Annotated in this window: 17 protein-coding genes, 1 tRNA gene and 1 pseudogene; 3 read left to right on the forward strand and 16 right to left on the reverse strand. The window is 68.2% G+C overall.

Features of this window, described 5'->3' with window-relative positions:
- The 3 genes and pseudogenes from ACHZD8_RS09885 to ACHZD8_RS09895 form a co-directional block, all read right to left on the reverse strand.
- Positions 1 to 334 (reverse strand): annotated as a pseudogene (locus ACHZD8_RS09885) (hypothetical protein); the annotation flags it as partial.
- Complete coding sequence (locus ACHZD8_RS09890; protein WP_394770183.1) at positions 331 to 1,797, reverse strand: DUF6379 domain-containing protein; 1,467 nt, start codon at positions 1,795 to 1,797, stop codon at positions 331 to 333. The pseudogene ACHZD8_RS09885 and the gene ACHZD8_RS09890, both read right to left, overlap by 4 nt.
- Before the next feature lie 39 nt (positions 1,798 to 1,836).
- Positions 1,837 to 3,126: a DUF6379 domain-containing protein gene (locus tag ACHZD8_RS09895; RefSeq protein WP_394770185.1), complete on the reverse strand. Its 1,290-nt coding sequence runs from the start codon at positions 3,124 to 3,126 to the stop codon at positions 1,837 to 1,839.
- Between the two features lie 82 nt (positions 3,127 to 3,208).
- Here ACHZD8_RS09895 and ACHZD8_RS09900 point away from each other — a divergent pair, with 82 nt between their 5' ends.
- Positions 3,209 to 4,708, forward strand: coding sequence for a family 43 glycosylhydrolase (locus ACHZD8_RS09900; RefSeq protein ID WP_394770187.1), 1,500 nt, complete (start codon positions 3,209 to 3,211; stop codon positions 4,706 to 4,708).
- Positions 4,705 to 5,460: an SDR family NAD(P)-dependent oxidoreductase gene (locus ACHZD8_RS09905; RefSeq protein ID WP_394770189.1), complete on the forward strand. Its 756-nt coding sequence runs from the start codon at positions 4,705 to 4,707 to the stop codon at positions 5,458 to 5,460. The genes ACHZD8_RS09900 and ACHZD8_RS09905 overlap by 4 nt, the downstream gene beginning before the upstream one ends.
- Before the next feature lie 194 nt (positions 5,461 to 5,654).
- Here the strand turns inward: ACHZD8_RS09905 and ACHZD8_RS09910 are convergent.
- From ACHZD8_RS09910 to ACHZD8_RS09970, 13 genes are all read right to left on the reverse strand, one after another.
- A tRNA-Thr gene (locus ACHZD8_RS09910) sits at positions 5,655 to 5,730 on the reverse strand.
- Between the two features lie 72 nt (positions 5,731 to 5,802).
- Positions 5,803 to 6,453, reverse strand: a complete 651-nt coding sequence (locus tag ACHZD8_RS09915) for a TetR/AcrR family transcriptional regulator (protein ID WP_394770190.1) — start codon at positions 6,451 to 6,453, stop codon at positions 5,803 to 5,805.
- A gap of 70 nt (positions 6,454 to 6,523) precedes the next feature.
- Entirely contained in the window at positions 6,524 to 8,071 is a 1,548-nt protein-coding gene (locus ACHZD8_RS09920; protein WP_394770192.1) for an alpha/beta hydrolase, read from the reverse strand.
- Complete coding sequence (locus ACHZD8_RS09925) at positions 8,065 to 9,609, reverse strand: alpha/beta hydrolase (RefSeq protein ID WP_394770194.1); 1,545 nt, start codon at positions 9,607 to 9,609, stop codon at positions 8,065 to 8,067. The genes ACHZD8_RS09920 and ACHZD8_RS09925 overlap by 7 nt, the downstream gene beginning before the upstream one ends.
- A gap of 53 nt (positions 9,610 to 9,662) precedes the next feature.
- Positions 9,663 to 10,820, reverse strand: coding sequence for a DNA polymerase III subunit delta' (locus tag ACHZD8_RS09930; protein ID WP_394770195.1), 1,158 nt, complete (start codon positions 10,818 to 10,820; stop codon positions 9,663 to 9,665).
- Between the two features lie 601 nt (positions 10,821 to 11,421).
- Positions 11,422 to 12,045, reverse strand: a complete 624-nt coding sequence (tmk, locus tag ACHZD8_RS09935; protein ID WP_394770197.1) for a dTMP kinase — start codon at positions 12,043 to 12,045, stop codon at positions 11,422 to 11,424.
- Positions 12,046 to 12,047: 2 nt separating this feature from the next.
- Entirely contained in the window at positions 12,048 to 14,879 is a 2,832-nt protein-coding gene (topA, locus tag ACHZD8_RS09940) for a type I DNA topoisomerase (protein ID WP_394770198.1), read from the reverse strand.
- A 152-nt stretch (positions 14,880 to 15,031) separates the two neighbouring features.
- Positions 15,032 to 15,469, reverse strand: coding sequence for an Rv3654c family TadE-like protein (locus ACHZD8_RS09945; RefSeq protein ID WP_394770199.1), 438 nt, complete (start codon positions 15,467 to 15,469; stop codon positions 15,032 to 15,034).
- Positions 15,466 to 15,783 (reverse strand): TadE family type IV pilus minor pilin, encoded by a 318-nt coding sequence (locus tag ACHZD8_RS09950; protein WP_394770201.1) that lies wholly within the window; start codon positions 15,781 to 15,783, stop codon positions 15,466 to 15,468. Before ACHZD8_RS09950 ends, ACHZD8_RS09945 begins: the two co-directional genes overlap by 4 nt.
- A gap of 22 nt (positions 15,784 to 15,805) precedes the next feature.
- A complete protein-coding gene (locus ACHZD8_RS09955) occupies positions 15,806 to 16,000 on the reverse strand; it encodes a DUF4244 domain-containing protein (RefSeq protein ID WP_394770208.1) in 195 nt (64 codons plus the stop codon).
- Positions 16,001 to 16,143: 143 nt separating this feature from the next.
- Positions 16,144 to 20,043: a galactose oxidase-like domain-containing protein gene (locus ACHZD8_RS09960; protein ID WP_394770202.1), complete on the reverse strand. Its 3,900-nt coding sequence runs from the start codon at positions 20,041 to 20,043 to the stop codon at positions 16,144 to 16,146.
- Positions 20,044 to 20,139: 96 nt separating this feature from the next.
- Positions 20,140 to 21,066, reverse strand: coding sequence for a type II secretion system F family protein (locus ACHZD8_RS09965; protein WP_394770203.1), 927 nt, complete (start codon positions 21,064 to 21,066; stop codon positions 20,140 to 20,142).
- On the reverse strand, positions 21,059 to 22,216 hold the full coding sequence (locus ACHZD8_RS09970; protein WP_394770205.1) for a TadA family conjugal transfer-associated ATPase: 1,158 nt from the start codon (positions 22,214 to 22,216) through the stop codon (positions 21,059 to 21,061). Before ACHZD8_RS09970 ends, ACHZD8_RS09965 begins: the two co-directional genes overlap by 8 nt.
- 444 nt (positions 22,217 to 22,660) lie before the next feature.
- Between ACHZD8_RS09970 and acs the strand changes: the two genes are divergently transcribed.
- Entirely contained in the window at positions 22,661 to 24,637 is a 1,977-nt protein-coding gene (gene acs / locus ACHZD8_RS09975; RefSeq protein ID WP_394770207.1) for an acetate--CoA ligase, read from the forward strand.
- Positions 24,638 to 25,024: the final 387 nt, after the last annotated feature.

Consider the following 25,024-nt stretch of genomic DNA (forward strand, 5'->3'; position numbering starts at 1 on the left):
CGCGGGCGACCCAGTTCGACTCGGGCATGTCGAGGTGACCGCCGATGAAGGCGCCCCCGTGCACCCAGACCAGCGCGCGACCGGTGGGCGCGACCGTGGAGTCACGGTAGGCCCGCACCGGCACGTGCCCGCGGGCCCCCGCGAGCACGTCGTCCACAGTGGTCACGGCGGCGAGGTGCGGGAAACGCCGTACCAGCGACGCGGTGTCGATGTCCGTCCGAGGGTCGGCGGGCTCCCCGTGCTCGGCGAGCCAGCGGATCGCCTCGGGCACAGGCAGCCGCCGGAAGTGCGGGAGTCCTGCACCGTCGGACGTCACCTCGGTCGTTTCGGTCACCGCAGTGCCCGCATGCTCGCCCTGATCAGGTCGTGCTGACGGCGCACGAGCACGAGGGGGTCGACCTCGCCGAGCTCCGCGAAGGCGTGCCCCTCCCACTCGCTCGACCAGTATCCGCGGTAGCCCCCCTCCACGAAGACGCGCACGAGACCCGGGTAGTCGATGGCCGGCTCCTGCCCGTTCTCGTCGATGTCGTAGAACTTGGCGTGGACGTGCTTGATCTGCGGCATGATGTCGCTCCACTCGGTCGGCGCGACGTGACCGTGCATGTTGAACGCCAGGTGCGCGAATGACCCGAGCCGGCCAGGGTCGAAGTCGCGGCCGCGGAGGTAACCGATGAATTCCTCCTGGCGCTCGCGCATCGGCGCGTCCGTCGCCCAAATCGTCTGCAACCGCTCGACGGCCTCCTCGTCGAGCCCCGCCCGGGAGACCGCGCGAAGGAGAGTCGGCGACATCGAGTGCATCGTCGATGAGAAGTCGGCGACGAAACCGAGCAGCGGGGAATCGAGGGCGTCGTAGACCTCGCGTACCTTCAGGATCTCCGGCGAGTTGGGGCCCATCGGCGCGTGGATCTCGTAGGCGAGGTTCAGCTCCAGCCTCTCCGCGATCGGCAGCAGCCGTTTCAGCAGCTCGGGCTTCGCGCTCTGGATGCGCACAAGGGGAAAGCCGAGTTTCTTCGCGCCCCGGAAGAGCGTCTCGCTGAATTCGAACTCTTCGTCCGGCGTCATGTCGCGCTCGCGCCGGCGCCCCATGTCGAGATTGGCGCCGAACGAACTCGCATCGAAGCCGTGGCGGTCGAACGCCGCCCGCCAGGAGGCGACGAACTCGTCGCTCACCTCCGGGTAGGTCGGCAAGACCTGGGAGGCGACGATCTCGATGCCGGGGCCGATCTCGAGCTCGGCGACGCGGTCGAGCAACCCGTCGAGGTCGTACCAGCCGGCACGGAATTCCGCACTGGCGGAGTAGAGCGTGAGCCCCAGCTCGAAGGGATCATCCTCGGGGACTGGCGGCACGAACGCTTCGTGGACGACGACGGGAACCGGGGCATCCCGATCGGTCACGGTGAGGGTGAGGGATTGCCGCACATGGTTGGGCACATACAGGCCTGGTCCGCCATCCCGGCCCGGCGCAATCTGCATGTACGGCAGGCGCAGCTCACCGGAGATGGCGACCTCGTGCTGCTCGCCGAGCGCGAAGGCGGCCCCGCGTCGAACCACGAGAACCGGGTGTCGCTGCAGGTACCAGAGCACGTCGCTCTGGGCCGCGAGCTGGTCGAGCGCATACCGGGTGCCATCCAGTTCGAGCGCCATGTCCTCGGCAGCGATCTCCTCGCCGTCCACGACGAGGTTCAGGCTCACCACCGAGGAGAGCCAGAGGCTGCGGTACCACGGGATGGTGAGGGAGACCGCGAAGCCGTCGGAGTGGCTGCGCAGGCTGTCGTTGGTGATGAGTCCGTTGGGCATGGTGCTTCCTTGCTGGTCTTCGGTGGGGAACCGAGCCGGTTAGAGTCCGGCGACGGTCTGGCGCAAGAGTGAGTGCTGTCGGCGCAGCTGCTCGATGGAGCGCCAGGGGATTCGCTCCCCCTCGTACTCGCTCGAGAGGTAGCCGGTGTATCCGGAATCCTTGAGGGCGCGCAGCACCGGCTCCCACGGGATCTGCTGGTCGACGAGGTTCTCGTCGATGTCGTGGAACTTCGCCTGGATGAACACCACATACTTCGCGATGTCGGCGATGGCCGCCGGATCGACGCCGATGCCGTCGAGGAACGCCGGTCGTGTCTCGCGGGTCTCGCCCTCGCGCAGCGGAATCGGGCGATCCTGAAAGATGCCGGTGTCGAGCAGGAGTCCGAAGTGCTTCGTGCCGGTGCGCTCGATGAGGCCGATGTAGTCGTCGACGACGGGATGCTTGATCGGGGTCGGCGAGTGGATCTCGGGGCAGATGATGACATCGAGGCTGTGCGCGAGATCGAGACTACGTTCGACCGACTCTGTCCAGATCGGGTCGGGGACGAGGTCGCTGGAGACGACGCCGATCTTCGGCCGAACGAAGCTGAACCCGAGCTGCTTGGCCAGCCGGAGGTCGCGCTGCAGCGTGTCGGCGCCCTCCTGGGCGGTCATCGAGCGGCCGGGGTGCAGGCGCGTATCGATCCACGAGCCGTAGTTGGTGGGAGTGAGCGAGTACTTCTCCAGCAGTCGGAACCACTCGTCAATCCACGCCGTCGAGGGCGAGGGGTAGTTCGCCACGTGGCCCTCGCCGAGGATCTCGACGCCCGTCGCATTGATGTCGGCCACAGCCGCGAGGGCGGTCTCGAGATCGAGCACGGTTCCGTAGTCGCCCATGAAGCTGTAGAGCGAGACACCGTATTTGAAGGGATCTCCCTCCACCTCCGAGCTGAGCGTGATGTGCCGGGTCTCGCGGTAGACGCTCGGCTGGTGCTCAAGCGGAATGTACGACGCCCGCAGGCGCAGCTCGATGGAGACCTCGTGGATGCCCTCCGGCAGTCCGCCGGGGAACGGCACCGTGACGATCGCCGCATCGTCGAGCTGCCAGCGCACGCCGTCGCTCTGCCAGAGTTCGGCGAGTGTGTAGGTCGCGCCTCCGAACGTCCAGAGCGGGACCTCGGCCGGCACGTCGACCAGCGAACCGACGCTGACAGCGATGCCGTCGACGAGCGAGCCGGCCAGGCCGCGGTAGGAGGGCATCCTCACCCGAAACTGAAATCCCGTGACCTCTCCGCCGGAGCGAACGTTTCGGAAACCCGTCGCCTGAATGAGGTCTTTTTCGAGGAGCATGGAGTGACGGTATCAGAATTCAGTCGGTTTTACACATAAGTTATTCTGATTTGTACTTATCCCGCGTATCATTGGCGGCGTCATGACATTCACCAATCCGATCCTCTCCGGCGACCGCCCGGACCCCTCCGTTCTCAAGGACGGCGACGTCTACTGGATGACGTACTCCTCGTTCGAGGGATCGCCCGGTCTGCCCCTCTACAGCTCCACCGACCTGGTGAACTGGCAGTACCAGGGAGCGGCGCTGACCACCCCGCTCGGCAGCACCTTCGCGGTCGACATCGCCACGCATGACGGGCGCTACTTCATCTACATCCCCTTCATCCCCACGGCGTGGTCGACGGAGATCACCGAGCCCTCGATCTACGTCATCCACGCGGACTCGATGAGCGGCCCGTGGAGCGAGCCGATCGACCTCGGCATCCGGGGAGCGATCGACCCCGGCCACATCGTCGGCGAGGACGGCGATCGGTACCTGTTCGTCAGCGGCATCCGACGCATCCGGCTGACGGCCGACGGGCTCGCGACGGTGGGGGAGCTGGAGAAGGTCTACGACGGCTGGCGCTACCCCGACGACTGGGTCACCGAGGCCTACGCGCTCGAGGGACCGAAGCTGTTCCGCCGAGGCGAATGGTTCTACCTCGTCAGCGCCGTCGGCGGCACGGCAGGTCCGCCCACCGGACACATGGTGATCATCGCGCGGTCGAGATCGGTGCACGGCCCTTGGGAGAACTGCCCAGACAATCCGATCGTCAGGACTCGGGACGCCTCGGAACGATGGTGGTCGCGGGGGCACGCGACGATCATCGCGGGCTCCGACGATGACTGGTGGATGCTGTCGCACGGCTATGAGAACGGCTACCGGACCCTGGGGCGGCAGGTCCTGCTGGAGCCGATCGCCTGGACCGAAGACGGGTGGCCGGCCGCGCGCGCAGATCTCTCGGCCGCCATCGAGGCGCCTCGCGGCGCGGCGCCCCAACAACCGGCAATCACCGTCGACGGGCCTATGCTCCCCCTTTCCCTGGGCGAGCGCTGGACCTTCCACGCCCCGGCTCCCCTCGAGCGGGACCGTCTGGGCGAAGCAGACGGCGTGCTGAGCCTTCGCGGCAAGGGGACAGGCCCCGCGCACAGCTCGCCACTGACCATGGTCGTCGGAGCGCACGCCTACGAGGTGGAGGTGGAGCTCGAACTCGAGCCGGGGGATCCGGTGGAGGGAGGCCTGCTCCTCTTCTTCAACGACCGGCTATTTTGCGGATTCGGCATCACGGGCGAACGGATGCGCAGCTACTCCGGCGGCCTCGAGACGCACTGGCGCGAGCCCGCCCCGGCCACCCGGCGCATAGAACTGCGGCTGCGCAACGACCACCACATCATCACGGGCTGGTACCGCGTCGCTGGCGGAGAGTGGGTGCGACACGCAATTCGCTACGAGACCTCCGGCTATCACGCCAACACGATCGGCGACCTTCTCAGCCTGCGCCCGGCGATCTACGCGGCCGGCAAGGGGACCGTGCGTTTCCACCGTTTCGCCTACCGCCCACTGGCCGAGATTCCGGCCCCCCGAGCGGAGGATGCCCGATGAATCTCACGGGGAAGGTGATCGTGGTCACCGGCGCCGCGAACGGTCAGGGCGCGGCGGAGGCCGTCGCTCTTGCCAAACACGGGGCAGCGGTCATCGCGACCGACCTGGGTGACGAGCCTGCGTGGATCGGCGAAACGGATGCGCCACTCGAGTACTCCCGACTCGACGTGGCGGTGGAGGCCGACTGGCAGGCGCTGGCGGCCCACATCCGCTCGAGGCATGGCACGGTGCACGGGCTGGTCAACAACGCGGGAATCACGAATCGCGCCCGCCTCAACGACATAGACCTGGCCAGTTTCCGGCACGTCATGGACGTCAATCTCACCGGGAGTCTGCTCGGCATCCAGGCGATTTCCCCCCTGATGGTCGACGGCGGCTCCATCGTGCTTGTCGGTTCCGTCGCGGCCGTCACTGGGCACTACCCCGTCGCCTACACGGTGAGCAAGTGGGCGGTTCGCGGCCTCGCGCGGGTGGCCAGTCTCGAGCTCGGGCCACTCGGCATCCGCGTCAACATCATTCACCCTGGCTTCATCAAGACGGCCATGACGGCCTCCGCGCCCGCCGCCTACATCGAACACACTCTCGCCGAAACACCCCTCGGACGGCTCGGTGAGGTGGCGGATGTCGCCCCGATGGTCTCGTTTCTCATGTCCGACGAGTCCGCCTACATCTCGGGAGCCGAGATTCCGATCGACGGCGGCCAGTCCGCCCACGCCGGCATGAAGCGGCTGTCCGATCTGGCGCGCGAGTGAGATGAGACCTGCAGCCGAACACCGTCCGGAATTGCGCCTGAATTCAGGGCCACGAGCCATCGGCGGGCGAGATCGCACCGGCAACCAGAATGGCTCTGTGCATTTCGATGAGGGTGAATTGTGTGCAATTTTTACTTTGCATCGATCGCGAGAGCCGCATCTTTGAAGAAATTAGCCTCTGACCAGCATTTTTGTGGAGCCGCCTGTCAGAATCGAACTGACGACCTTCTCATTACGAGTGAGATGCTCTACCGACTGAGCTAAGGCGGCGTGCTTCGGGAAACCCAAGTGGCACAGCATGAAAGCTTAGCGGATCGCGAGCGGCCCGCTTGCGCCCAGAAGTCAGCCGGCCGGAACCGCGGTCGGCGCGAGGATCGAGCCGAGCTGGCCGAACGTGTCGCGGAGGCGGTCCGCGAGGGCCACTCCCCCCTCGTTGTCGGCCCAGCACGACCAGGCGTGCTTCATCGCCCCGAACGCGACGAGGGTGATGAGCCTGGCCCTGTCGGCGAGGGCCTCGGGGTCGGCCGCGAGCGCCGGCTGGTCCGCGACGAGACGACGCGCCACCACGTCGGCGAGCTGGTCCTCGAAGGCGCGCATCGCCGCCATCCGCAGGGCAACGAACTGCGGGTACTGCTTGAGCACCCCGCGGCGCAGCAGCAGGAGGTCGGTGTCGGTGGAGGAGACGTCGGAGCCGGCCGCGAGCAGGTCACCGATTCCCTCCAGCAGGCTCGTCGACGGACCGGCCGCCACGAAGCGGGCGACAGCCTCTTCGCCGGGAAGCTCCGGCGCGTCACCCACGATCGCCGCCTCCTTCGAGGCGAAATAGTTGAAGAAGGTGCGTGGGGAGACGTCGGCGACGTTGCTGATCTCGTCGATGGTGACGTTGTCGAGACCCTTTTCGGCGACGAGGCCGAGGGCCGCGAACTGGATGGCGCGCCGGGTGGCCAGGCGCTTGCGTTCGCGCAGGCCGGAGTGGGCGGCATCGATAGTCATGAGTACATTCTTGCGCAAACTGCAAATTTGCACAATTTGGCGCGCCGCCCTTCCGACCCGTCCACGCGGCTCATCCCGTGCAGTCCGGATCGCTCGAGGGCACGGCTCCGGTGGTGAAGTAGCGGTCGACCGCGTCATCCACGCAGGGGATGCCGCGGTTGTACGCCGTGTGGCCCTCGCCGTGACGCGTGATGAGGTGCGCACTCTTCAACTGTTTCGACAGGGCAACGCCCCACGGGTACGGCGTCGCCGGGTCTCCGGTGGTGGCGAGCACGAGGATGGGCGCCGCCCCCGTGCCGGTCACGGGAGACGGCGGCGTGCGGTTGTGGAACGGCCAGTTCTGGCAGACGACGTCGCCCACCACTGAAGGTCGCGTCGTCGTGGGGGCGGCGGCCACGAGCAGGGCGTTCTGCCGGGCGATCTCCGCCGGGTCGGTCACGACGGGGTAGTCCAGGCACATCACCGCGTAGAACGCGACGAGCGAGTTGTCCTTGTAGGTGCCGTCGCTGTTGCGGCCGTTGTAGAAGTCCGCGAGCACGAAGGCGGTGTCCGTCTTGCCCTTCCTCATCTCGCCGAACATGTCGCTGAGATACGGCCAGGACGACTTGTCATAGAGGGCGGAACTGATCGCGGTGGAGAGCAGGTTGTTGTCGAGTTTGCGACCGTCGGGCGCGGTGAGCGGTGACACGGTGAGATGGTCGTAGAGGGAGGAGATCTTCGCCAGGCTGTCGTCGACGCTCCCCGTGAACGGACAATTCTTGGTCGACGGACAGTCCTCGAGGTAGTGCCGCAGGGCGGTCTCGAAGGCCTTCGACTGCTCTAGGTCGACGTCGAAGATCGACAGCGTCGAATCCGTTGCGCCGTCGAGCACGACGCGACCCACTCTGTCGGCGAACCGGTCGGTGTAGAACATGCCGATGTCGCTGCCGTAGGAGTATCCGAGGTAGTTGAGCTTCTTGTCCCCCACCACGGCGCGCAGCATGTCCAGGTCGCTGACCGTGCTCTGCGTGTCCACGAAGTCGAGAAGCCGGCCGGTGTTCTTGAGGCATGCCGCGCCGAGATCCGTCGCGGACTTCGTCACCTCCGCCACCCAGGCCGGACTGTTGACGGGATTCTTGGCCAGGCCGTAGATGTAGTGGTCTAGCCCGGCGTCGTCATAACACTTCACCGCGCTCGACCGGCCGACGCCGCGGGGATCCCAGCCGATCACGTCGAAGCTCTTGCGCAGCGTCGCGCTCACCGCGAGTTTGAGGTCATCGTGCACGGTGTCGTAGCCGGAGGCCCCCGGACCGCCCGGGTTGACGAAAAGGGATCCGAGGCGCGTGCCGGTGGCCGACGCCCGGGTGAGGGCGAGCGATATGTCGGTGGATGCCGACGGATGTTTCCAGTCCATCGGCGCCTTCGCGAACGCGCACTGCTGGCTGCCACAGGCCTTCCAGCGGAGCACCTGCGAGTAGTACGGCTGGAGTTCGGCCGATACCTTCTCCCCCGTCGGCTTCGAGGTGGTGGCGCCCCCAGAGACGCCGAACGGCACGCATCCGCTCAGCGCCAGCGTCGCGGCAACGAGCGCCGCCACGATTCCGACGGCGCGCCCGCCCCTCCGCCGGGACCTCAGCACAGGGGATCCTTCGCCGGCACTGTGCCGCTCACCAGGAAGTCGTCGACGGCGTTGTTCACGCACGAGTTCGACTTGTTGTAGGCGGTGTGCCCCTCGCCCTTGTAGGTGACGAGGTGGCCGTTCTCGAGCTCCGAGGCGAGATTCTTCGCCCAGACGTATGGCGTGGCCGGGTCGTTCGTGGTGCCGACGACCATGATCGGGGCCGAGCCCTTCGCCGCGATCGGCACCCGGTCGCGCTGTGACGTGAACGGCCAGGCGGCGCACGACACGTCGTACGACAGCTGCGGGCCGAGAACGGGCGCCGCCCGCTTCAGCTTGGCGGCATCCGTCCTCAGGCTCGCGTTCGTGACCGGAGGGTTCTTGTAGTCGAGACAGTTCACCGCGATGAACGCCTCGGCGGAGTTGTCGGTGTACTTGCCCTTGGCGTTGCGGCCGAAGTAGTTGTCGGCGAGCTGGAACGCGTAGTCGGCATCACCCTGCATCACCTGGCTGAACAGGTCGTTCAGGTACGGCCAGCTCTTCTTGTTGTAGAGCGGCAGGATGATCGCATTCGTCATCGCCGCGCTGCCGAGCCGGCGGCCGTCCGAGGCGAGCAGGGGACTCGCGTCGAGGCTGTCGAGCAGGGAGCGCACCGTCGCCATGGCGGAATCCACCGATCCGGTGAACGGGCACTTCTTTCCCGTCTCGCAGTCGGCGATGTACGCGCGCAGGGCGCTCTCGAAGCCCTTCGCCTGGGTCTCGCTCACGTCGAGGCTCGAGGTCGCCGGGTCGAGCGCCCCATCGAGCACGAGTCGTCCCGTCTTCTTCGGGTACAGGTCGGCGTAGGTGGCTCCGAGCAGCGTGCCGTAGGAATAGCCGAGGTAGTTGAGCTTCTTGTCGCCGAACACGGCGCGCAGCAGGTCGAGGTCGCGCGCGGCGCTCACCGTGTCCACGAAACCGAGCAGATCGCCGGTGTGCTTGAGGCAGTCCTCGCCGAACTTCTTGTTGCTGGCCTCCTGGTCGGCGATCCAGGCATCCGATCCCACCGGGTTCGGTGACACATCGAAGAGATAGGAGTCGAGCTGCTTCGAATCGTCGTAGCAGGACACCGCCGACGACTTGTTCACCCCGCGAGGGTCGAATCCCACGATGTCGAAGTTCTTCTGCAGCGTGTCGTCGACGGCGTAAGACACGCTGTCCCGCACGAAGTCGTAACCGGAGCCGCCCGGTCCCCCCGGGTTCACCAGAAGCGAACCCCGCGCGGTGCCGGAGGCGGTCTTGCGGATGAGCGCGAGGGAGATCGACTTCGTCGCCGGGTTCTTCCAGTCCATCGGCGCCTTCGCGGTCGTGCACTGGAACTCGCCGCCCTCGCAGCCCTTCCACTTCAGCACCTGGCTGTAGAAGGGTTCGAGGTCGGCCGCCACGGTCTCCCCGGTCGGGGTCGACCGCGTGCTCGGCGGCTTGGGCAGGAACGACGAGACGCAGCCGCTCAACACGAGCACGGCGGCCAAGGCCGCAGCCACGGCGGAGAATCGCGCCGGGTGGCGACGTATGGTCATGAATTCCTCTGGTCAGGCGCTCGTCGAGCGCGGACGTGCTGTGGTCGAGATTGCTACCGGGCCGCCGAGATGAGCATCGCCTCGAGGGCGAGGGCGGGCGAGACGTTGCCGTCGATGCGCTTGCGAGCCGTGGCGATCGCATCAACCGTCGCGAGCGTGGCCGCCGCGGAGGTGGCCCCCGCCGCGCTCTGGAGCTGCGAGTAGATGGCCAGGTTGATCGGTTCGCTCGGCACCCCGAGCTGCAGAAGCAGAATGTCGCGATACAGCGACTGCAGGTCCACCATGATGCGGTCGATGCCGTCGCGCAGGCTGCGGGTCGCCCGCCGCTTCTGGTCTTCCTCGAGGGTGCGCAGCTGGGCGCGCAGCGCGGGCGGGATGGTGCCGCCCGGCTCGATGCCGAGAGACCGCAGGGCACCCTCGCGCTCCTCCGCGTCGCGCTCCTCGGTGATCGCCTTGGCATCCTCGCCGGCCAGGGCGAGAAGCTTCGACGCCGCGATCACCGCGTCCGAGACGCTGTGGATGCCGAGGGCGATATCCAAGGTCAGCTGGCGTCGACGCCGCGCCTCCTCATTCGTCGCCAGACGATGGGCCATGCCGATGTGGCTCTGCGACTCTCGGGCGGCGCGCGTCGCCGTGGCGAGATCGACCCCGTCGCGGCGGGAGATCAGCTCGGCGACCTCCGCGACATCCGGCACCCGCAGGCGCACGCTGCGCACCCGCGAACGGATCGTGGGAAGCAGGTCGGCCTCGCTCGGAGCGCAGAGGATCCACACCGTGCGCGGCGGCGGCTCCTCGAGAGCCTTGAGCAGAACGTTCGACGTGCGTTCGACCATGCGGTCGGCGTCCTCGATCACCATCACGCGGTAGCGGCTCACCGACGGCGAGAAGTAGGAGGTCGTCACGAACTTCTGCACGTCGGCCATCTTGATGATGACCCCCTCGGTCGACAGCACGCCCAGATCGGGATGCGTGCGGGCGGCCACCTGGCGCCGGGTCGCCTCCTCGCCCTGAGGGTCGGGCGGGCTGAGCAGTGCGGTCGCGAACGCGTAGGCGAGGTTCGACCGACCGGAGCCGGGAGGGCCGGTGATGAGCCACGAGTGCGTCATCGCGGAGTCGCCGATGGGCGCATCGCGAAGGCTCGAATCGGCCGCCGCGGCGCGAAAAATCGCTATGGCCTCCGATTGGCCGGTCAGTTCATCCCACACGGACATAGCGCTAAGCCTAGGTGGACCCGCCGATAGCCAGCTCTACACCGGCTGCGCCTCCGCCTACGGTTGGCTCTGCTCGCGGCGTTGGATGGTGGCCCGCCGCGGGGCGCCGCCTCCCGTGCCGGCGCCGCGGTCGTGGCCCCGGCCGTGCGCATAACTCAGGCTGTATCTCCAGAATCGCGCACATTCGCCCTGTTGGATCGATCAAGTCTCCGATTTGCCGGAGTTATGCACGCGGGCGGCACGGAGACGGCGGCGGGTCCGGGCCGGCGGGCGGGGCTGGGCGGCAGGGAGTCGGCGGATCAGCAGAGCCAGGCGGGGCAGAGCCGGGCGCGGCAGGAGAGGCGCATATCGCTGCTCGAACCCCCGCCGCGCCTGGAATCCCGCCGCGCGCATAACTCCTGCTGTATTTCCAGAATCACGCAGATTCGCCCGTTTAGATCGATCAATTCTCCGAATAGCCGGAGTTGTGCGCGCGGAAGTCACGGCAGGCCGGCGCCGGGCACGCCCGGCAGGTGAGGCGCGACAGACGGAACAATTCGCACGCACCAGGGGCAACCGGCGCGGGGCGATTGCCCGAATCGGGCCGCCTCGAACGACGGAGTCAGCGGACGAGCAACGCCTCGACCCGCGCGCGAATGGCCGTGGAAATCGACTCGATCGAGTCGGTCGCGCTCAACACCAGGAAGCGGTGCGGCTCATCGGCGGCGAGGCTCAGGTAGCCCGCGCGGACCCGCGCGTGGAAGTCGTCCTTCTCCGCCTCCAGGCGGTCGTACCGCGTGCGGGCGTCGTCGAGGCGCTCCCGTCCGATGGTCTCGTCGAGGTCGAGCAGGATGGTGAGGTGCGGCATGAAACCCTCCGTTGCCCAGAGGGAGAGGTCACGCACCTCCTTCGCATCGAGCACCCGACCGGCGCCCTGGTAGGCGACGGACGAGTCCAGGTAGCGATCCTGGATCACAATGTCGCCGCGCTCGATCGCCGGCCGCACCTTCGTGGCGATGTTGTGCGCGCGGTCGGCCGCATAGATCAGGGCCTCGGCCCGAGGGGCGATGTGGCCGCGACGGTGCAGCACGATCTCGCGCAGTTCCACGCCGAGCTCGGTGCCGCCCGGCTCGCGCGACCGCACCACGGTGTGGCCGGAGTCGGCGAGCCAGTCGGCGAGGAGCTCGGCCTGGGTCGACTTGCCCGAGCCGTCGCCGCCCTCGAAGGTGATGAAGAGGCCGGACACGACTATTCGCTTGCGGCTGGCTTCGACGCCGCCGCCTTGCGCACGGCAGGCTTCTTGATCGCCGGCTTCTTGGCGGCCGGCTTCTTGGCAGGAGCCTTCTTCGCTGGGGCCTTGGCCTTGGGCTTCGCCGGACCCTTCGCGCGCTTGTCGGCAAGCAGCTCGATGGCTCGATCGAAGTCGACCTCCTCCACCGTCTCGCCGCGCGGGATCGTCGCGTTGGTGACGCCGTCGGTGACGTAGGCGCCGAAACGACCGTCCTTGATGCGGATGGGCTTGCCGCTGACGGGGTCGGCGTCGAACTCCTTGAGGGCGCTCGATGCACGCCGCGCACCGTACTTGGGCTGGGCATAGAGCTCGAGGGCCCCCGGAAGGTCGATCTCGAAGATCTGGTCTTCCTCGGTGAGCGACCTGGTGTCCGCTCCCTTCTTGAGGTACGGGCCGAACTTTCCGTTCTGGGCGAGGATCTCCTCGCCGGACTCGGGATCCTGACCCACCACACGCGGCAGCGCCAGCAGGCGCAGCGCCGTGTCGAGATCCACGGTCGCGAGGTCCATCGACTTGAAGATGGATGCCGTTCGCGGCTTCACCGCGGCGGCCTTCTTCGGCGCGGCCCGCTTCTTCTTCGGCGCGATGATCTCGCCGGTGATGGGGTCCACGGTCTCGGCCGGCTCGGCGACAGCCTCCACGGCCACGGCCTCCGGCTCGGGATCGACCTCGGTCACGTATGGCCCGAACCGGCCGTCCTTGGCCACGATGTTCTTGCCGTTCTCCGGGTTGACGCCGATGACGCGATCGACCACGACGGGCGCCTCGATGAGCTGACGTGCCTTGTCGACGGTGAGCTCGTCCGGAGCCAGATCCGGGGGGATGTTGACCCGGCGCGGGGGGACATCCGGCTCGGCCTCGGGGTCGATCACCTCGAGGTATGGACCGTACTTGCCGATGCGGAGAGTCACGTCGTCCGCGAGTTTGATCGAGTTGATGCTCTTGGCGTCGATGTCGCCGAGGTTGTCGATCACGTTGCGCAGGCCGCGGTGCTTAGCGCCGCCGAAGTAGAAGCTGTTGAGCCAGGCGACCCGATCCTCTTCCCCGCCCGCGATGCGGTCGAGGTCGTCTTCCATGCCCGCGGTGAAGTCGTACTGCACGAGGTCGGTGAAGTAGTCCTCGAGCAGACGAACCACCGAGAACGCGATCCAGTTCGGCACGAGGGCCGTGCCGCGCGGGGTCACGTACCCGCGGTCGATGATCGTGGAGATGATCGAGGCGTAGGTGGACGGACGCCCGATGCCCAGCTCTTCCAGCGTCTTGACGAGGCTGGCCTCCGTGTAGCGCGGGGGTGCGCTGGTCTCGTGACCCTTCGCCTCCACGTCCACGATGTCGAGCTTCTGCCCGGCGGTGAGCGGCGGCAGCTTCGCCTCGGTGGGCTCCGCAACGTCGTTGCGGTCTTCGTCGCGGCTCTCCTCGTAAGCCTGCAGGAAGCCACGGAAGGTGATGACCGTGCCGCTCGCCGCAAATTCCGCGACGGCGTCACCGAGAACGGGACCCGCGGTGATGACCACGGAGGCGGTCGATCCCTTGGCGTCCGCCATCTGCGACGCGATGGTGCGCTTCCAGATGAGGTCGTAGAGCTTCCAGTCGTTGCCGCGCAGCACTCCCTCGAGCTCGCCGGGGGTGCGGAAGGTGTCGCCGGCCGGACGGATCGCCTCGTGGGCCTCCTGCGCGTTCTTGCTCTTGCTCGCGTAGACGCGGGGCTTCTCTGACACGCTCTCCGCGCCGTACAGCGAACTCGCCTGGGCACGCGCGGCGTTGATGGCCTGCTGCGAGAGGTTGAGCGAGTCCGTACGCATGTAGGTGATGTAGCCGTTTTCGTACAGGCCCTGCGCCACGCTCATGGTCTGGCGCGCGGAGAAGCGCAGCTTGCGCGCCGCCTCCTGCTGAAGCGTGGACGTGCTGAAGGGGGCGGCTGGCCGCCGCGTGTACGGCTTCGAGTCGACCGACGCCACGACGACCGAGACGCTCGGATCACGCAACGCGTCGGCGAGGGCGGTCGCCGCCTTCTCATCCAGGGCCACGACATCCGCGCGGCCTCCGGTCTGAGCCTTGAGCTGGCCCTTGTCGTCGAAGTCGCGGCCCGTGGCCACCCGGCTGCCGTCGAGCTTGGCGAGACGAGCCTCGAACTTAGTCGAATCCGCGGATGCCGTGAGCTGGGTCGAGAGGTCCCAGTAGCCGGCCGGCACGAAGGCCAGCCGCTCGCGCTCCCGGTCGACGACGAGTCTCGTTGCCGCCGACTGCACTCGGCCGGCGGACAGGCCGGGCCCGATCTTGCGCCAGAGCACCGGCGAGACCTCGTAGCCATAGAGGCGGTCGAGGATTCGACGGGTCTCCTGGGCGTCGACGAGGGCGGTGTCGATGTCGCGGGTGTTCTCCTGCGCGCGCTGGATCGCTTCCTTGGTGATCTCGTGGAACACCATGCGCTTGACGGGAACCTTGGGCTTGAGCTCGTCGAGAAGGTGCCACGCGATGGCCTCTCCCTCGCGGTCCTCATCAGTTGCGAGGTAGAGCTCGTCGGCGCCCTTGAGCGCGCGCTTGAGTTCGGCGACCGTCTTTTTCTTCTGGTCGGAGACGACGTAGTAGGGGGCGAAGCCGTTCTCCACGTCGATGGAGAACTTGCCGAGCGAGCCCTTCTTGAGTTCCGCCGGAAGGTTCTTCGGCTCGATGAGGTCCCGGATGTGTCCGACCGAGGCCAACACCTCGTATCCGTCGCCCAGGTACTGGGCGATCGTCTTCGCCTTTGCCGGCGACTCGACTATGACCAGCTTCTTCGTGCCTGGCACCTTGCTCCTTGGCTTCTGCGGCTTGCGCCACTGCTGTTTCTCGACCCTCGCCCAGCCTGCGGCGGCGTTGGAACAGGATGTCGCGGCGAAGAGTGTCGGGGCGCACCCCCGACAGGCACACCATACACACAGAAACGCCCAGCAACCCCATTTCACTCCCGATCATGACGGCGCCTTTCACACATCCCGGTGACGAACAGCGACGGCTGCCGGGCGCGCGGCGGAGCCAAAGCCGACTCCCCCGAATGCCCGCCCGTGCCCCCGGGAGGACCCGCCGTCGCGCGAATACTGAGCCGGAATCCGACCACCGCCACCTCAACGCTCACCGTGACGACGGCGCCGTCGACCACACAGCCGTCGAGCCGAGCACCGTTCGACGCCGCCACGGCGGCCGCCGATTCGCAGGGAATTCCCGGCTGGATGCCGACGGCCACGTCCGCCGCGGCCAGCGCGGAGGCGTCGGCCGCCGCCCACCCCTGGCCCACCGCGGCGAGGGCGCCGACAACCGGAACCATGAGCGTGGCGACGGCGATGACAGCAGCGACGACCGCGACGCCGAGCACCGATCCCGAGCCGCTCTCGCCCCTCACCGGCCACCGGCCAGGGCGCAGCTGCGCGCCGAGAGGGACACGGCTCCCAGCAAGCCGCGTGCCGCGGACCCGGGGGAGCTCGCACGAACGCACACGATCGACCCCTGCCCCTCCTCGCTCAGCCTCGCTCCCGGCGCCAGCTGGGCCGCCAACTCGCCCGCGGTGCCGAGTGCCTCTCCACGCGCCAGCGACCGAGCGGCGCTCGCCGCCACCTGCTGCAGCGTGAGCTGCGCACCGGCGAGCTGCAGCCCGGACAGGCAAAGCCCGAGCACGAGCACCACCGCCGGGATCACGACGGCGAACTCCGCCGTCACGCTGCCGCGCTCGGGAGCACCGTCACCCCGCGAAGGTGAGTGCACGGTGCACCAGATCGGTGAGGATGCCCCTCACCTCGTCGCTGCGCAGTATTGCGACCAGCAGCCCGGCGAAACCGACCGCCGCCATCGTGGCGATCGCGTACTCCGCCGTCGCCGCCCCCTCCTCGTGTACCAGCATCCGCTTCCACCGTTTCATGCCCCTGCCCTTTCGTATCGATCGGTCCTGCCGACCCGCGCCGGCAACGCCAGCCTGCGCTCGTTCGGAACCCCACGGCGCCCGGTCACCCCGGTCGGGGGCAACCGGCGAATGGGCATTGGCTGTGGGCGAGACGAGGGTGAGGCCGAGGCGGTGGCTTCCTACGGAGCGGCAAGGATCTCGACGACAGCGAGGTCCCACCGATCATTTGTGGGAGCAGTGTCGTTGACGGTCACGACGGTGCCGCTCGCGGCGGTCTGCCCGGTTTGGCGTTGCACCCAGTACGTGTCTCCGGCCGGGGGAAGATACTGATCGACAAGGGTCTGATTCGCCCCGAGCGAGCGCGGCACCGCCGCGCTCCAGTCGGTCCCCACGCCCCACACCCACGATCCGGCCCGTGTGGTGGTGAGACTCGCGGTCGGGGCCCCGGAGGCTGCGGATGCGCCGACCACCGTTCCCGGGGCGGTATCCGCATTGAGGAAGGCCACCACCGTCATCGCCGACTGCCACGAGCCGGAGCTCTGACTCGCGGTGATCGTGGCGTTTGTCAGAGGACCGGGAGCAACCGCCTGCCAGATCTCGGCGGTTCCCGGTTGCGCATTTGCCCGCTTGCGCAGGGTCCAGGTGAGGCCGCCCCCGCTCACGGAGCCGATGGCGGCCGTGCCCACCCCACTTGGGCCGTCGGAACTGACGAAGGCGAGAAGCAGCTGATTGCTGCCCGTTGTCGTCAGACCGGTGGCGCTGACCGTGTTGGCGCTCGTGCCCTGGTGGCCGGTGATGAGCTTATCGATGGAAATCGTGCGCGCCCCCACGATGGCCGTGGCGGTCGCGCTGTTCGATGGACTGCTGATGTTGCCGGCGGCATCCTGGGCGGTGACGGTGTACGTGTAGACGGTGCCGCCGACCACCGTCCCGTCGACCCATGAGGTGCCCGTCGCGGTGCCGACCGGAATGCCGTTGCGGGTGACGTTGTAGCGGCTGACGCCCACGTCATCCGAGCTTGCGGTCCAGGCCAGTGAGATCTGGCCGGAAGCGGCGACCGCGGTGAGATTGCCGGGTGCCGTCGGGGCGGTCGTGTCGGACTGCACGACGGCCGAGGCCTCATTCGAGGTCGGGCTCAGGTTCGCGGCGGCGTCTTCCGCCTTCACCCGGTAGAAGTAGGTGCCGCTCGCGACGCCGGAGTCGCTGAAGGTGGTGCTCGGACCCGTGGTTTGGCCAACCTGATTGGCTGGACTCGGGGTGAAACCCGACACCGTGGAACGGAAGATGTCGTACCTGGCGACGCCGACGTTGTCGATGGACGCCGTCCAACTCAGATCTGCCCGGCCCACGGCGCCGACGGCCGTGAGGCTCGAGGGTGCAGTGGGTGCAACCGAGTCCTCGTACGGGGCCGGGAAACGCACGATCGAGGCGGCGGAGGGCACGCCGTTGCCGTCCACGATGGAGAGCATGTAGTAGCCGGGAGGGGCCAGATTTCCGTTGGCCGGCATCTGCACGTTGAGGCCGCCGGCGGCCTGCGTGAACGGGAGCGACAGCGCCCGCGTGTTCTGGTCGAACGAGTGGGTCACCGAGCCGGTGCGGATGAGCGACACCGACTGGATGCTCGCCGCGTTGGGCGTCTGGATGAGGGCGCTCGAGTTGTATTGCACGGTGCCTGGCGCGGCGGTGATGGTGGGGCGGGCGCCCTTGAAGAGATAGGCGGGCGAATAGATCTGGTAGTTCTTCTCATCCGGAACCCCGGCGTCGCCGCCGCTGCCCGAGACCCAGACCCTTCCGTCGGGAAGGAGCAGGGCCACCGAGTGGTAGAGGCGCGGCGCCGTGAGCGCCGCGACGGTGGCCCAGGTACCGGTGGCGGGGTTCCAGATTTCGGCGGGCTTCACCGCCTTGGTCTCGTCGTAGCCTGTGCGGTCGGTGCCGCCGCCGGTCACGAGCACCGTGCCGTCGGGCAGGTTCGTGAGATTGGTGAAGCTGCGGGGGAAGTGCATCGACCCGGTCGGTTGCCACGTGGGGTTGGGCAGGTTCATGTCAAGGGTGAAGGCGGTGCTCGCCGAGGCGCCAGAAAGCCCGCTGTCCGAGGCCGATCCGACCTTGAGGAACTTGCCGGGCGCATAGTTGGTGATGGACGCGCCGTCGATCACCCGGCCGTCGATCGTGGTCCACTGCTGGGTCGACACATCGAGGGCGAGCGTCGAGGTGGACTGCTCGGAGGCTCCGGCCTGGAGCACGCGGCCGTCGGGGAGCTGGTACATGAACGGGTAGTTAGGGATCGTCTTGGTCGCGGCGGAGAGATCGCTCCAGACGTTGTGCTGGGTGTCATAGATCTCGGGAATAGGAACGAAATTGGTGGTATTCGCGTCCGATCCGGAGGTGACGAGCACACGCCCGTCGCCGAGGGTGGTACCGGTGGGATACCAGCGCGGATGGGTCATGCTCGCGAGCACCTGCCAGGCTTCCGTCCCTGGAATGAAGGCATTCACCTCGCGCAGGCCGAGACCGCCGCTCGTGGCGGTGCCGCCGATGACGAGGATTCTCCCATCGGCCAGCACCGCCTGCCCCGCGCAGAAGAGGTCTACCGCGGCATTCGGCACCTGCACGTAGCCGCCCGTGACCGGATCGAGGAGGAATTGCTGGCCGCCCTGGGTGAAGTCGCCCTGCCAGGTCAGGATCTTGCCGGTGTTGGTGAGGGCCGCGTGAATCGAGACCTCCGGCCAGGCCTGCACCGGCCCCCAGGACCCGACGACCGACGGATCGGTCCCTGCGTTGTTCACGGTGACGCTGACGGCGGTGGCGCTCGCGGTGTTGCCGGCGGCGTCACGGGCGACCGCGCCGAGGGTGTGGCTCCCCGCGGTCGCGGTGGTCGTGTCCCATTGCGCCGCGTAGGGCGCTGCGGTGTCTTCGGTCGACAGGGTGGCGCCGTCGAGGGTGAATTGCACCCCGACCACGCCCTGGTTGTCTGTGGCGGTTGCGCTGACGGCGATGACCCCGGAGACGGTGGCACCCGTCGCCGGAGCCGAGATGGCCACGGTCGGAGGAGTCGTATCCTGCACGAGTGCGGCGGTGGTGAAGGTCGCGTCTGGAGAGGTCGCGAGGTTGTTCGAGGAATCGGCGGACTTCACCCGGTAGTGGTAGGTCGTGCCTGCCGTGAGGCCCGCAATGGCCTGGCTGTGCGCGGAGGTGAGGGCGGTGACGAGAGACGTGCTCGACCCGTAGGAGACGGTAGCGCCGTATTCGACCTGCGAGGTTGCTGGCTCGTCCGTCGTCCAGGTGATGGTGGTGCCGGTCGTGGTCGGGGTACCGGAGGAAATTGCCGAGATGACGGGGGCGGTGGTGTCGGGCGGCCCGGCCGGCAGAATCTCGATGAGCGAGAGATTCCACCTGTCGCTGGTCGGAGCGGTGTCATTGATCGTCGCCGGCGTCGGCGGCGCGGCCGCTCCGGCCGTCGTCTGGCGCTGCGTCCAAAACGTGTCACCACTGCTCGCGAGGAACTCGTCTACCTTGGTCTGCCCGGATCCCACCGTGCGGGCGACGGCCCTGTCCCAGTCCACGCCAACGCCCCAGACCCACGAGCCGGTTCGGGTTGTCGCAAGCGTCGCGGACGGAGCCCCGGTCGCGGCACTCGCGGTGCCTACCGCTCCGTCCGATGTCGTGTCGGCCCCGGTGAAGGCGGCGACCGTGATCGAGGCCGCGTAGGTGCCCGCATGCACGGCGGTGACGGTGGCGCCGGTGAGGATGCCGCCCGCCACCGCCTGCCACACCTCGGCCGAGCCGTACTGCGCGTTCGTGCGCTTGCGAAGTCGCCAGGTGATGCCGCCGCCGGTGACCGACGAGAACTGCTGGCCGCCGGCCGTGGCCGGGCCGTCAGCGCTCACGAACGCGACGAGCAACTCCCCGCCCTGAGTCGTGCTGAAGGCCGGCGACACCACGCTCGTTGACGCCGCCGACTGATGAGTGCTGACCACGACGTCCGTCGCGAGAACCCCGACGGCATCCGCCGGTGCAGGAGCCACGGCGATGAGCGCCAGGCTGGCCACCGCCGCCATCGAGACCATGCGTACAAACACGGGCATCCTCATGATTCCTCGCAAGTTCTTATTAGTCAGAATGTGGACCCGTCCGGGCGAAATGTAAAGGAGAAAATCAGGTCGTGAGCGGGGCTCTCAGATCCCCGCCACCGTGGACGACAGCACGGCGATGAGGAGCGGCGCCACGCCGAGCAGCATGAACGCGGGAAGCACGCAGACGCCGAGGGGAAGCATGAGCGTGACCGCCACCGTCGCCGCGCGGCGCTCCCCCGCGCTGCGGGCGGCCCGTCTCGCCTCGGCGGCCTCGCTTCGCAGGAGGGCGGCCGCCGGAACGCCCGCACGGCGCGACAGCGAGAGCACCTCGTCGATGGCCGCGCGACCCCCGTCGTCGTCGAGGCCGAATCGCGCCCACGCCTCGCTCACGGAGGCGATCGCCCGCGGGAGCGCGGCGCCGCCCGACACCGCGATGGCCATCAGATCGAGGGAGAGGCCAGGGGTGAGCTGGGTCGGCCGTGCCGCGTCGACGAGGCGCCGACTCCACCACCGCGCCGCGAGCATGAGAGTCACCCCGAGGGCGAGGCAGACGAGCCCGGGCGGGGTGGCGAACAGCACGGACAGGCTGTCGAACCCCAGCACCAGCCCGAAGAGCACGCCCACCACCGGAAGCATCACCACCATGCGCGCGGTCGCGGCCGGTCCGGCGAGCGCGCTGCGCAGATCCTCCTCGTTCTGGGCGAGCGCCCGCAGCGACGCCGCGAGTTCAGCGAGAGTCGGAGCGAGCGGGGCACCGGCATCCGTCGCCACCTGCCAGGCCGCGGCGATGCCTCTCCAGACCGGCTCGTTTCGCCCGGCCGACGGGGCGACGGCGAGCACCGCATCGGCGATGCTCGCGCCGGCCGCGACCGAGTCGGCGATGCTGCGCAGCCTGGCCGCCTCTGGGCCGACGGCCGCCTCGGCGAGGTAGCCCCATCCCGACGACGGTGCCACCCCCGCCGCGAGAAGCACCCCGAGCCTCTGCACGAAGGAAGCGATCGGCTCGACCCCCACCGTCTCCCTAGCCATCCGCCACCATGACCAGCCGTCCGCGTGGATCCAGTTCGAACCGTCCGATCTGCGCGAGCCGACGCGAGCCGGCCGTGCGCTCCAGGTGGAGCACCGTGCCGATCGCGCTCACCGTCTGCCGGGCTATCGCGGTCTCGCTCATTCCGGCGAGCGCGCCGAGCGCCTCGAGTCGGGCGGGCACATCCTCCAGCGAGTTGGCGTGCAGGGTTCCCGCTCCGCCGTCATGACCGGTGTTCAGCGCCGCGAGCAGTTCGCGGATCTCGCCCCCCCCCCGGCACTCACCGAGCACGAGCCGGTCCGGGCGCATCCGCAACGCCTCGCGCACGAGCCGCTCGAGCCCCAACTGGCCGGCCCCCTCGAGGTTGGCCTGCCTTGACTCGAGCGACACGAAGTGCGGATGCGCCACTCGCAGTTCGGCGACATCCTCGATCGCGATGATGCGGTCGGCCGGCGCCGCACTCGCGAGCAGGGCCGCGAGCAGTGTGGTCTTCCCCGTGCCGGCCGCACCGGTGATGAGGAGATTCTCCCGGCGGGCCACGAGGCGGGCGACCGTATCGAGGGGAACGAGGGAGAAGAAGCCGGTCGCGTCGAGATCGCCGAGACCCAGCCGGTCCACGCGCGGCAGCCGAATAGAGAGGAGCGTTCCGCCGGTCGAGATCGGCGGCAGCACGGCGTGCACGCGGATGCCGTCGTGGAGGCGCACGTCCACGCACGGCGTCGCCTCGTCGATGTGCCTACCGCCGAGGGCGATGAGGCGCACGGCCAGCTCCCGCAGCTGGGACTCGGCGACCGCCGACGCCCGCTCGCGCTCGGCACCCTGGCCGCGATCCACCCACACCTCTCCCGGCCCATTGACAAAGACGTCGGTGACGGCCGGATCGGACACAAACGGCCCGAGGGGTCCGAAGTCGGACAGCTCCTCCCCGGCGATCCCTCGTCGCATCGGGTCGCCCGGCCGAGCGCCGCCGGAATGGTCGGACGCGTCACCGTGCTGCGCATCGATCGGGTACCCGGACCCGTCCCCGCGGGGCCCTCCCGGCCTGCGCGCGACGAAACGTGCGGGCGGCCCGGGCGACGGCCTCCGCTCCAACGGCTCGTCTGGCCCGTTCGGGCCCGAGGGCGCCGGCAGGGAGTCGAAGCGATCGAACATCGCCCGACCGTATCCGTCGGCGGAGCGCGGATGGACCTCGCGGCGGGACCCCGGTTATGCATCACGATTCGTGCGCCGCCGGGGAGGAGGGGAGCTGGCGCACCCACCGTGCTTGGTGAGACCGAATTGTCTACCTGTGGCCGTTGCGGGGGTGGCCCTTAAAAGAAGAGGGGCGGCGCCGGTTGGGGGGAACAGACGCCGCCACAGCAACGCTGGATTGGGGGGAATCACTATGCGCTGCTTACCGAATTTGCATTCGACGGGTCTCAGTGTACTCCAGCAAAGCTCTCATGCAAGAGAAGATGTCCCGGCAACACAGCACGTTCCCAGCGTGGCCGGGCGCGGCCCCGATTTCGAGCCGCTACGAAGCGCAACCTGGGCCCGGTCTAGGATCGGAAGGACGATTTCAACGGCCACCGCGCCGCACGCTCGAACAGGATAACGATGTCCAACACCTCCATCGACAGCCTTCAGCATGAAGAACGCCGATTCCCGCCGACGGCCTCGTTCTCGGCCACCGCGGTGGCCACGAGCGCTCTCTACGACGAGGCGAAGGCGGATCGCCTCGCCTTCTGGGCCAGGCAATCCCGCGACCTGCTGCACTGGCACAAGGACTTCACGCAGACCCTCGACTGGTCGAACGCGCCATTCGCCAAGTGGTTCGCCGACGGCGAGTTGAATGTGGCGTACAACTGCCTCGACCGTCACGTTCTCGCGGGCAACGGCGACCGGATCGCCATCCACTGGGAGGGCGAGCCGGGCGACAGCCGCGACATCAGCTACGCGCAGCTCACCGCCGAGGTCAAACGCGCCGCGAATCTGTTGACCAAGCTCGGCATCGGCAAGGGCGACCGGGTCGCCATCTACCTTCCGATGATTCCGGAGGCGGTGGTCTCGATGCTCGCCGTCGCGCGCGTCGGAGCCGTGCACTCGGTGATCTTCGGGGGTTTCAGCGCCGAGAGTCTCCGCTCCCGCATCGACGACGCGAGCGCCAAGCTCGTGATCACCGCAGACGGCGGATGGCGCAAGGGGCGCGTGAGCCCCCTCAAGCCGGCGGTGGACGGCGCGCTCGCGAAGGAGGGCGACCTCTCGGTGGAGCACGTCCTCGTGGTGAAGCGCTGCGACAACGACGTGGAATGGACGGAGGGCCGCGACCTCTGGTGGCACGAGGAGATCGAAACGGTCGACGCCGAGCACGAGGCGGAGGCCTTCGAGGCGGAGCAGCCCCTCTTCATCCTGTACACGTCGGGCACGACCGGGAAGCCGAAGGGAATCCTGCACACGACGGGCGGCTACCTCACCCAGGTCGCGTTCACCCATAAGAACGTGTTCGACCTTCACCCGGAGACCGACGTGTACTGGTGCACCGCCGACGTCGGCTGGATCACCGGGCACAGCTACGTCGTCTATGGCCCGCTCGCCAACGGCGCGACCCAGGTGCTCTACGAGGGCACTCCGGACGCGCCGCACCCCGGCCGCTGGTGGGAGATCATCCAGAAGTACGGCGTGACCATCTTCTACACGGCGCCCACCGCCATCCGGTCGTTCATGAAGCTCGGCCCCGAGATTCCCGACTCGTTCGACCTGTCGAGCCTGCGAGTGCTGGGCAGCGTCGGCGAACCGATCAACCCCGAGGCCTGGGTCTGGTACCGCGAGGTGATCGGCGGTGGCAGCACCCCGATCGTCGACACCTGGTGGCAGACCGAGACGGGAGCCATCATGATCTCCGCGCTGCCGGGCGTGACGATCACGAAGCCCGGCTCGGCGCAGGTGCCGATGCCCGGCATCACCATCGAGGTGCTCGACGAGGCCGGAACCCCGGTTCCGGCGGGAGGCGGCGGCCTGCTCGCCGTGACCGAGCCGTGGCCATCCATGCTGCGGGGCATCTGGGGAGACCCGGAGCGCTTCAAGGAGACCTACTGGGACAAGTTCGCCGCGGTCCTCGACAAGCCCGTGTACTTTGCCGGGGACGGCGCCCGCCTCGATGAGGACGGCGACATCTGGCTGCTCGGCCGCGTCGACGACGTGATGAACGTCTCGGGCCATCGCCTCTCGACCGCCGAGATCGAGTCGGCGCTGGTGTCGCATCCGATCGTGGCCGAGTCCGCCGTGGTCGGAGCGGCGGACGAGACCACCGGCCAGGCCGTCGTCGCGTTCGTGATTCTGCGCAGCGAACATGTCGAGCACCAGACGCCGGATGAGGCGAGCGCGCTGCTGCGCATCCACGTCTCCGAGCAGATCGGCGCGATCGCGCGGCCGAGGGAGATCTTCATCGTCGCCGAACTGCCGAAGACCCGGTCGGGCAAGATCATGCGGCGCCTGCTTCAGGATGTCGCGGAGGGACGGGCCATCGGCGACACGACCACGCTCGCCGACACCTCGGTGATGCAGATCATCAGCGACAAGCTCAACAAGGGGTAGCGCGGCGCGGCACGGTCACTGTCTCCCGTTTGCTGCGCGCCTCTCCGGAGGTACGCGCTTCTCCGGAGGTACGCGCTTCTCCGGAGGTTTGGGCGCCAATGGCCGTTGTGCACGTTCACGGTGGTCGTTTTCGCTATGTCTCGGCGAAACCTCCGGAGAAACGCGCTGCCGCGGCCCCTCCACAGGCGCTGATGCCAGACGTTCGTACACAGGCGCGCTGCGGTCCGGCCCCGTGCTCAAGCCGGGCGGGCACACTGGCGCCCATGCATCGACCTTTGCCGATCGACCAGTTCGTGCGGGCATCCGGAGGGATCGCGCCAAGACACCAGATTCTCAATGCCGGGCACTCCCCGAACGCACTCGCCTGGAACGTCGGGCAGGGTCGGC

It is taken from the genome of Lacisediminihabitans sp. (assembly GCF_043726815.1).
Taxonomy (GTDB): domain Bacteria; phylum Actinomycetota; class Actinomycetes; order Actinomycetales; family Microbacteriaceae; genus Lacisediminihabitans.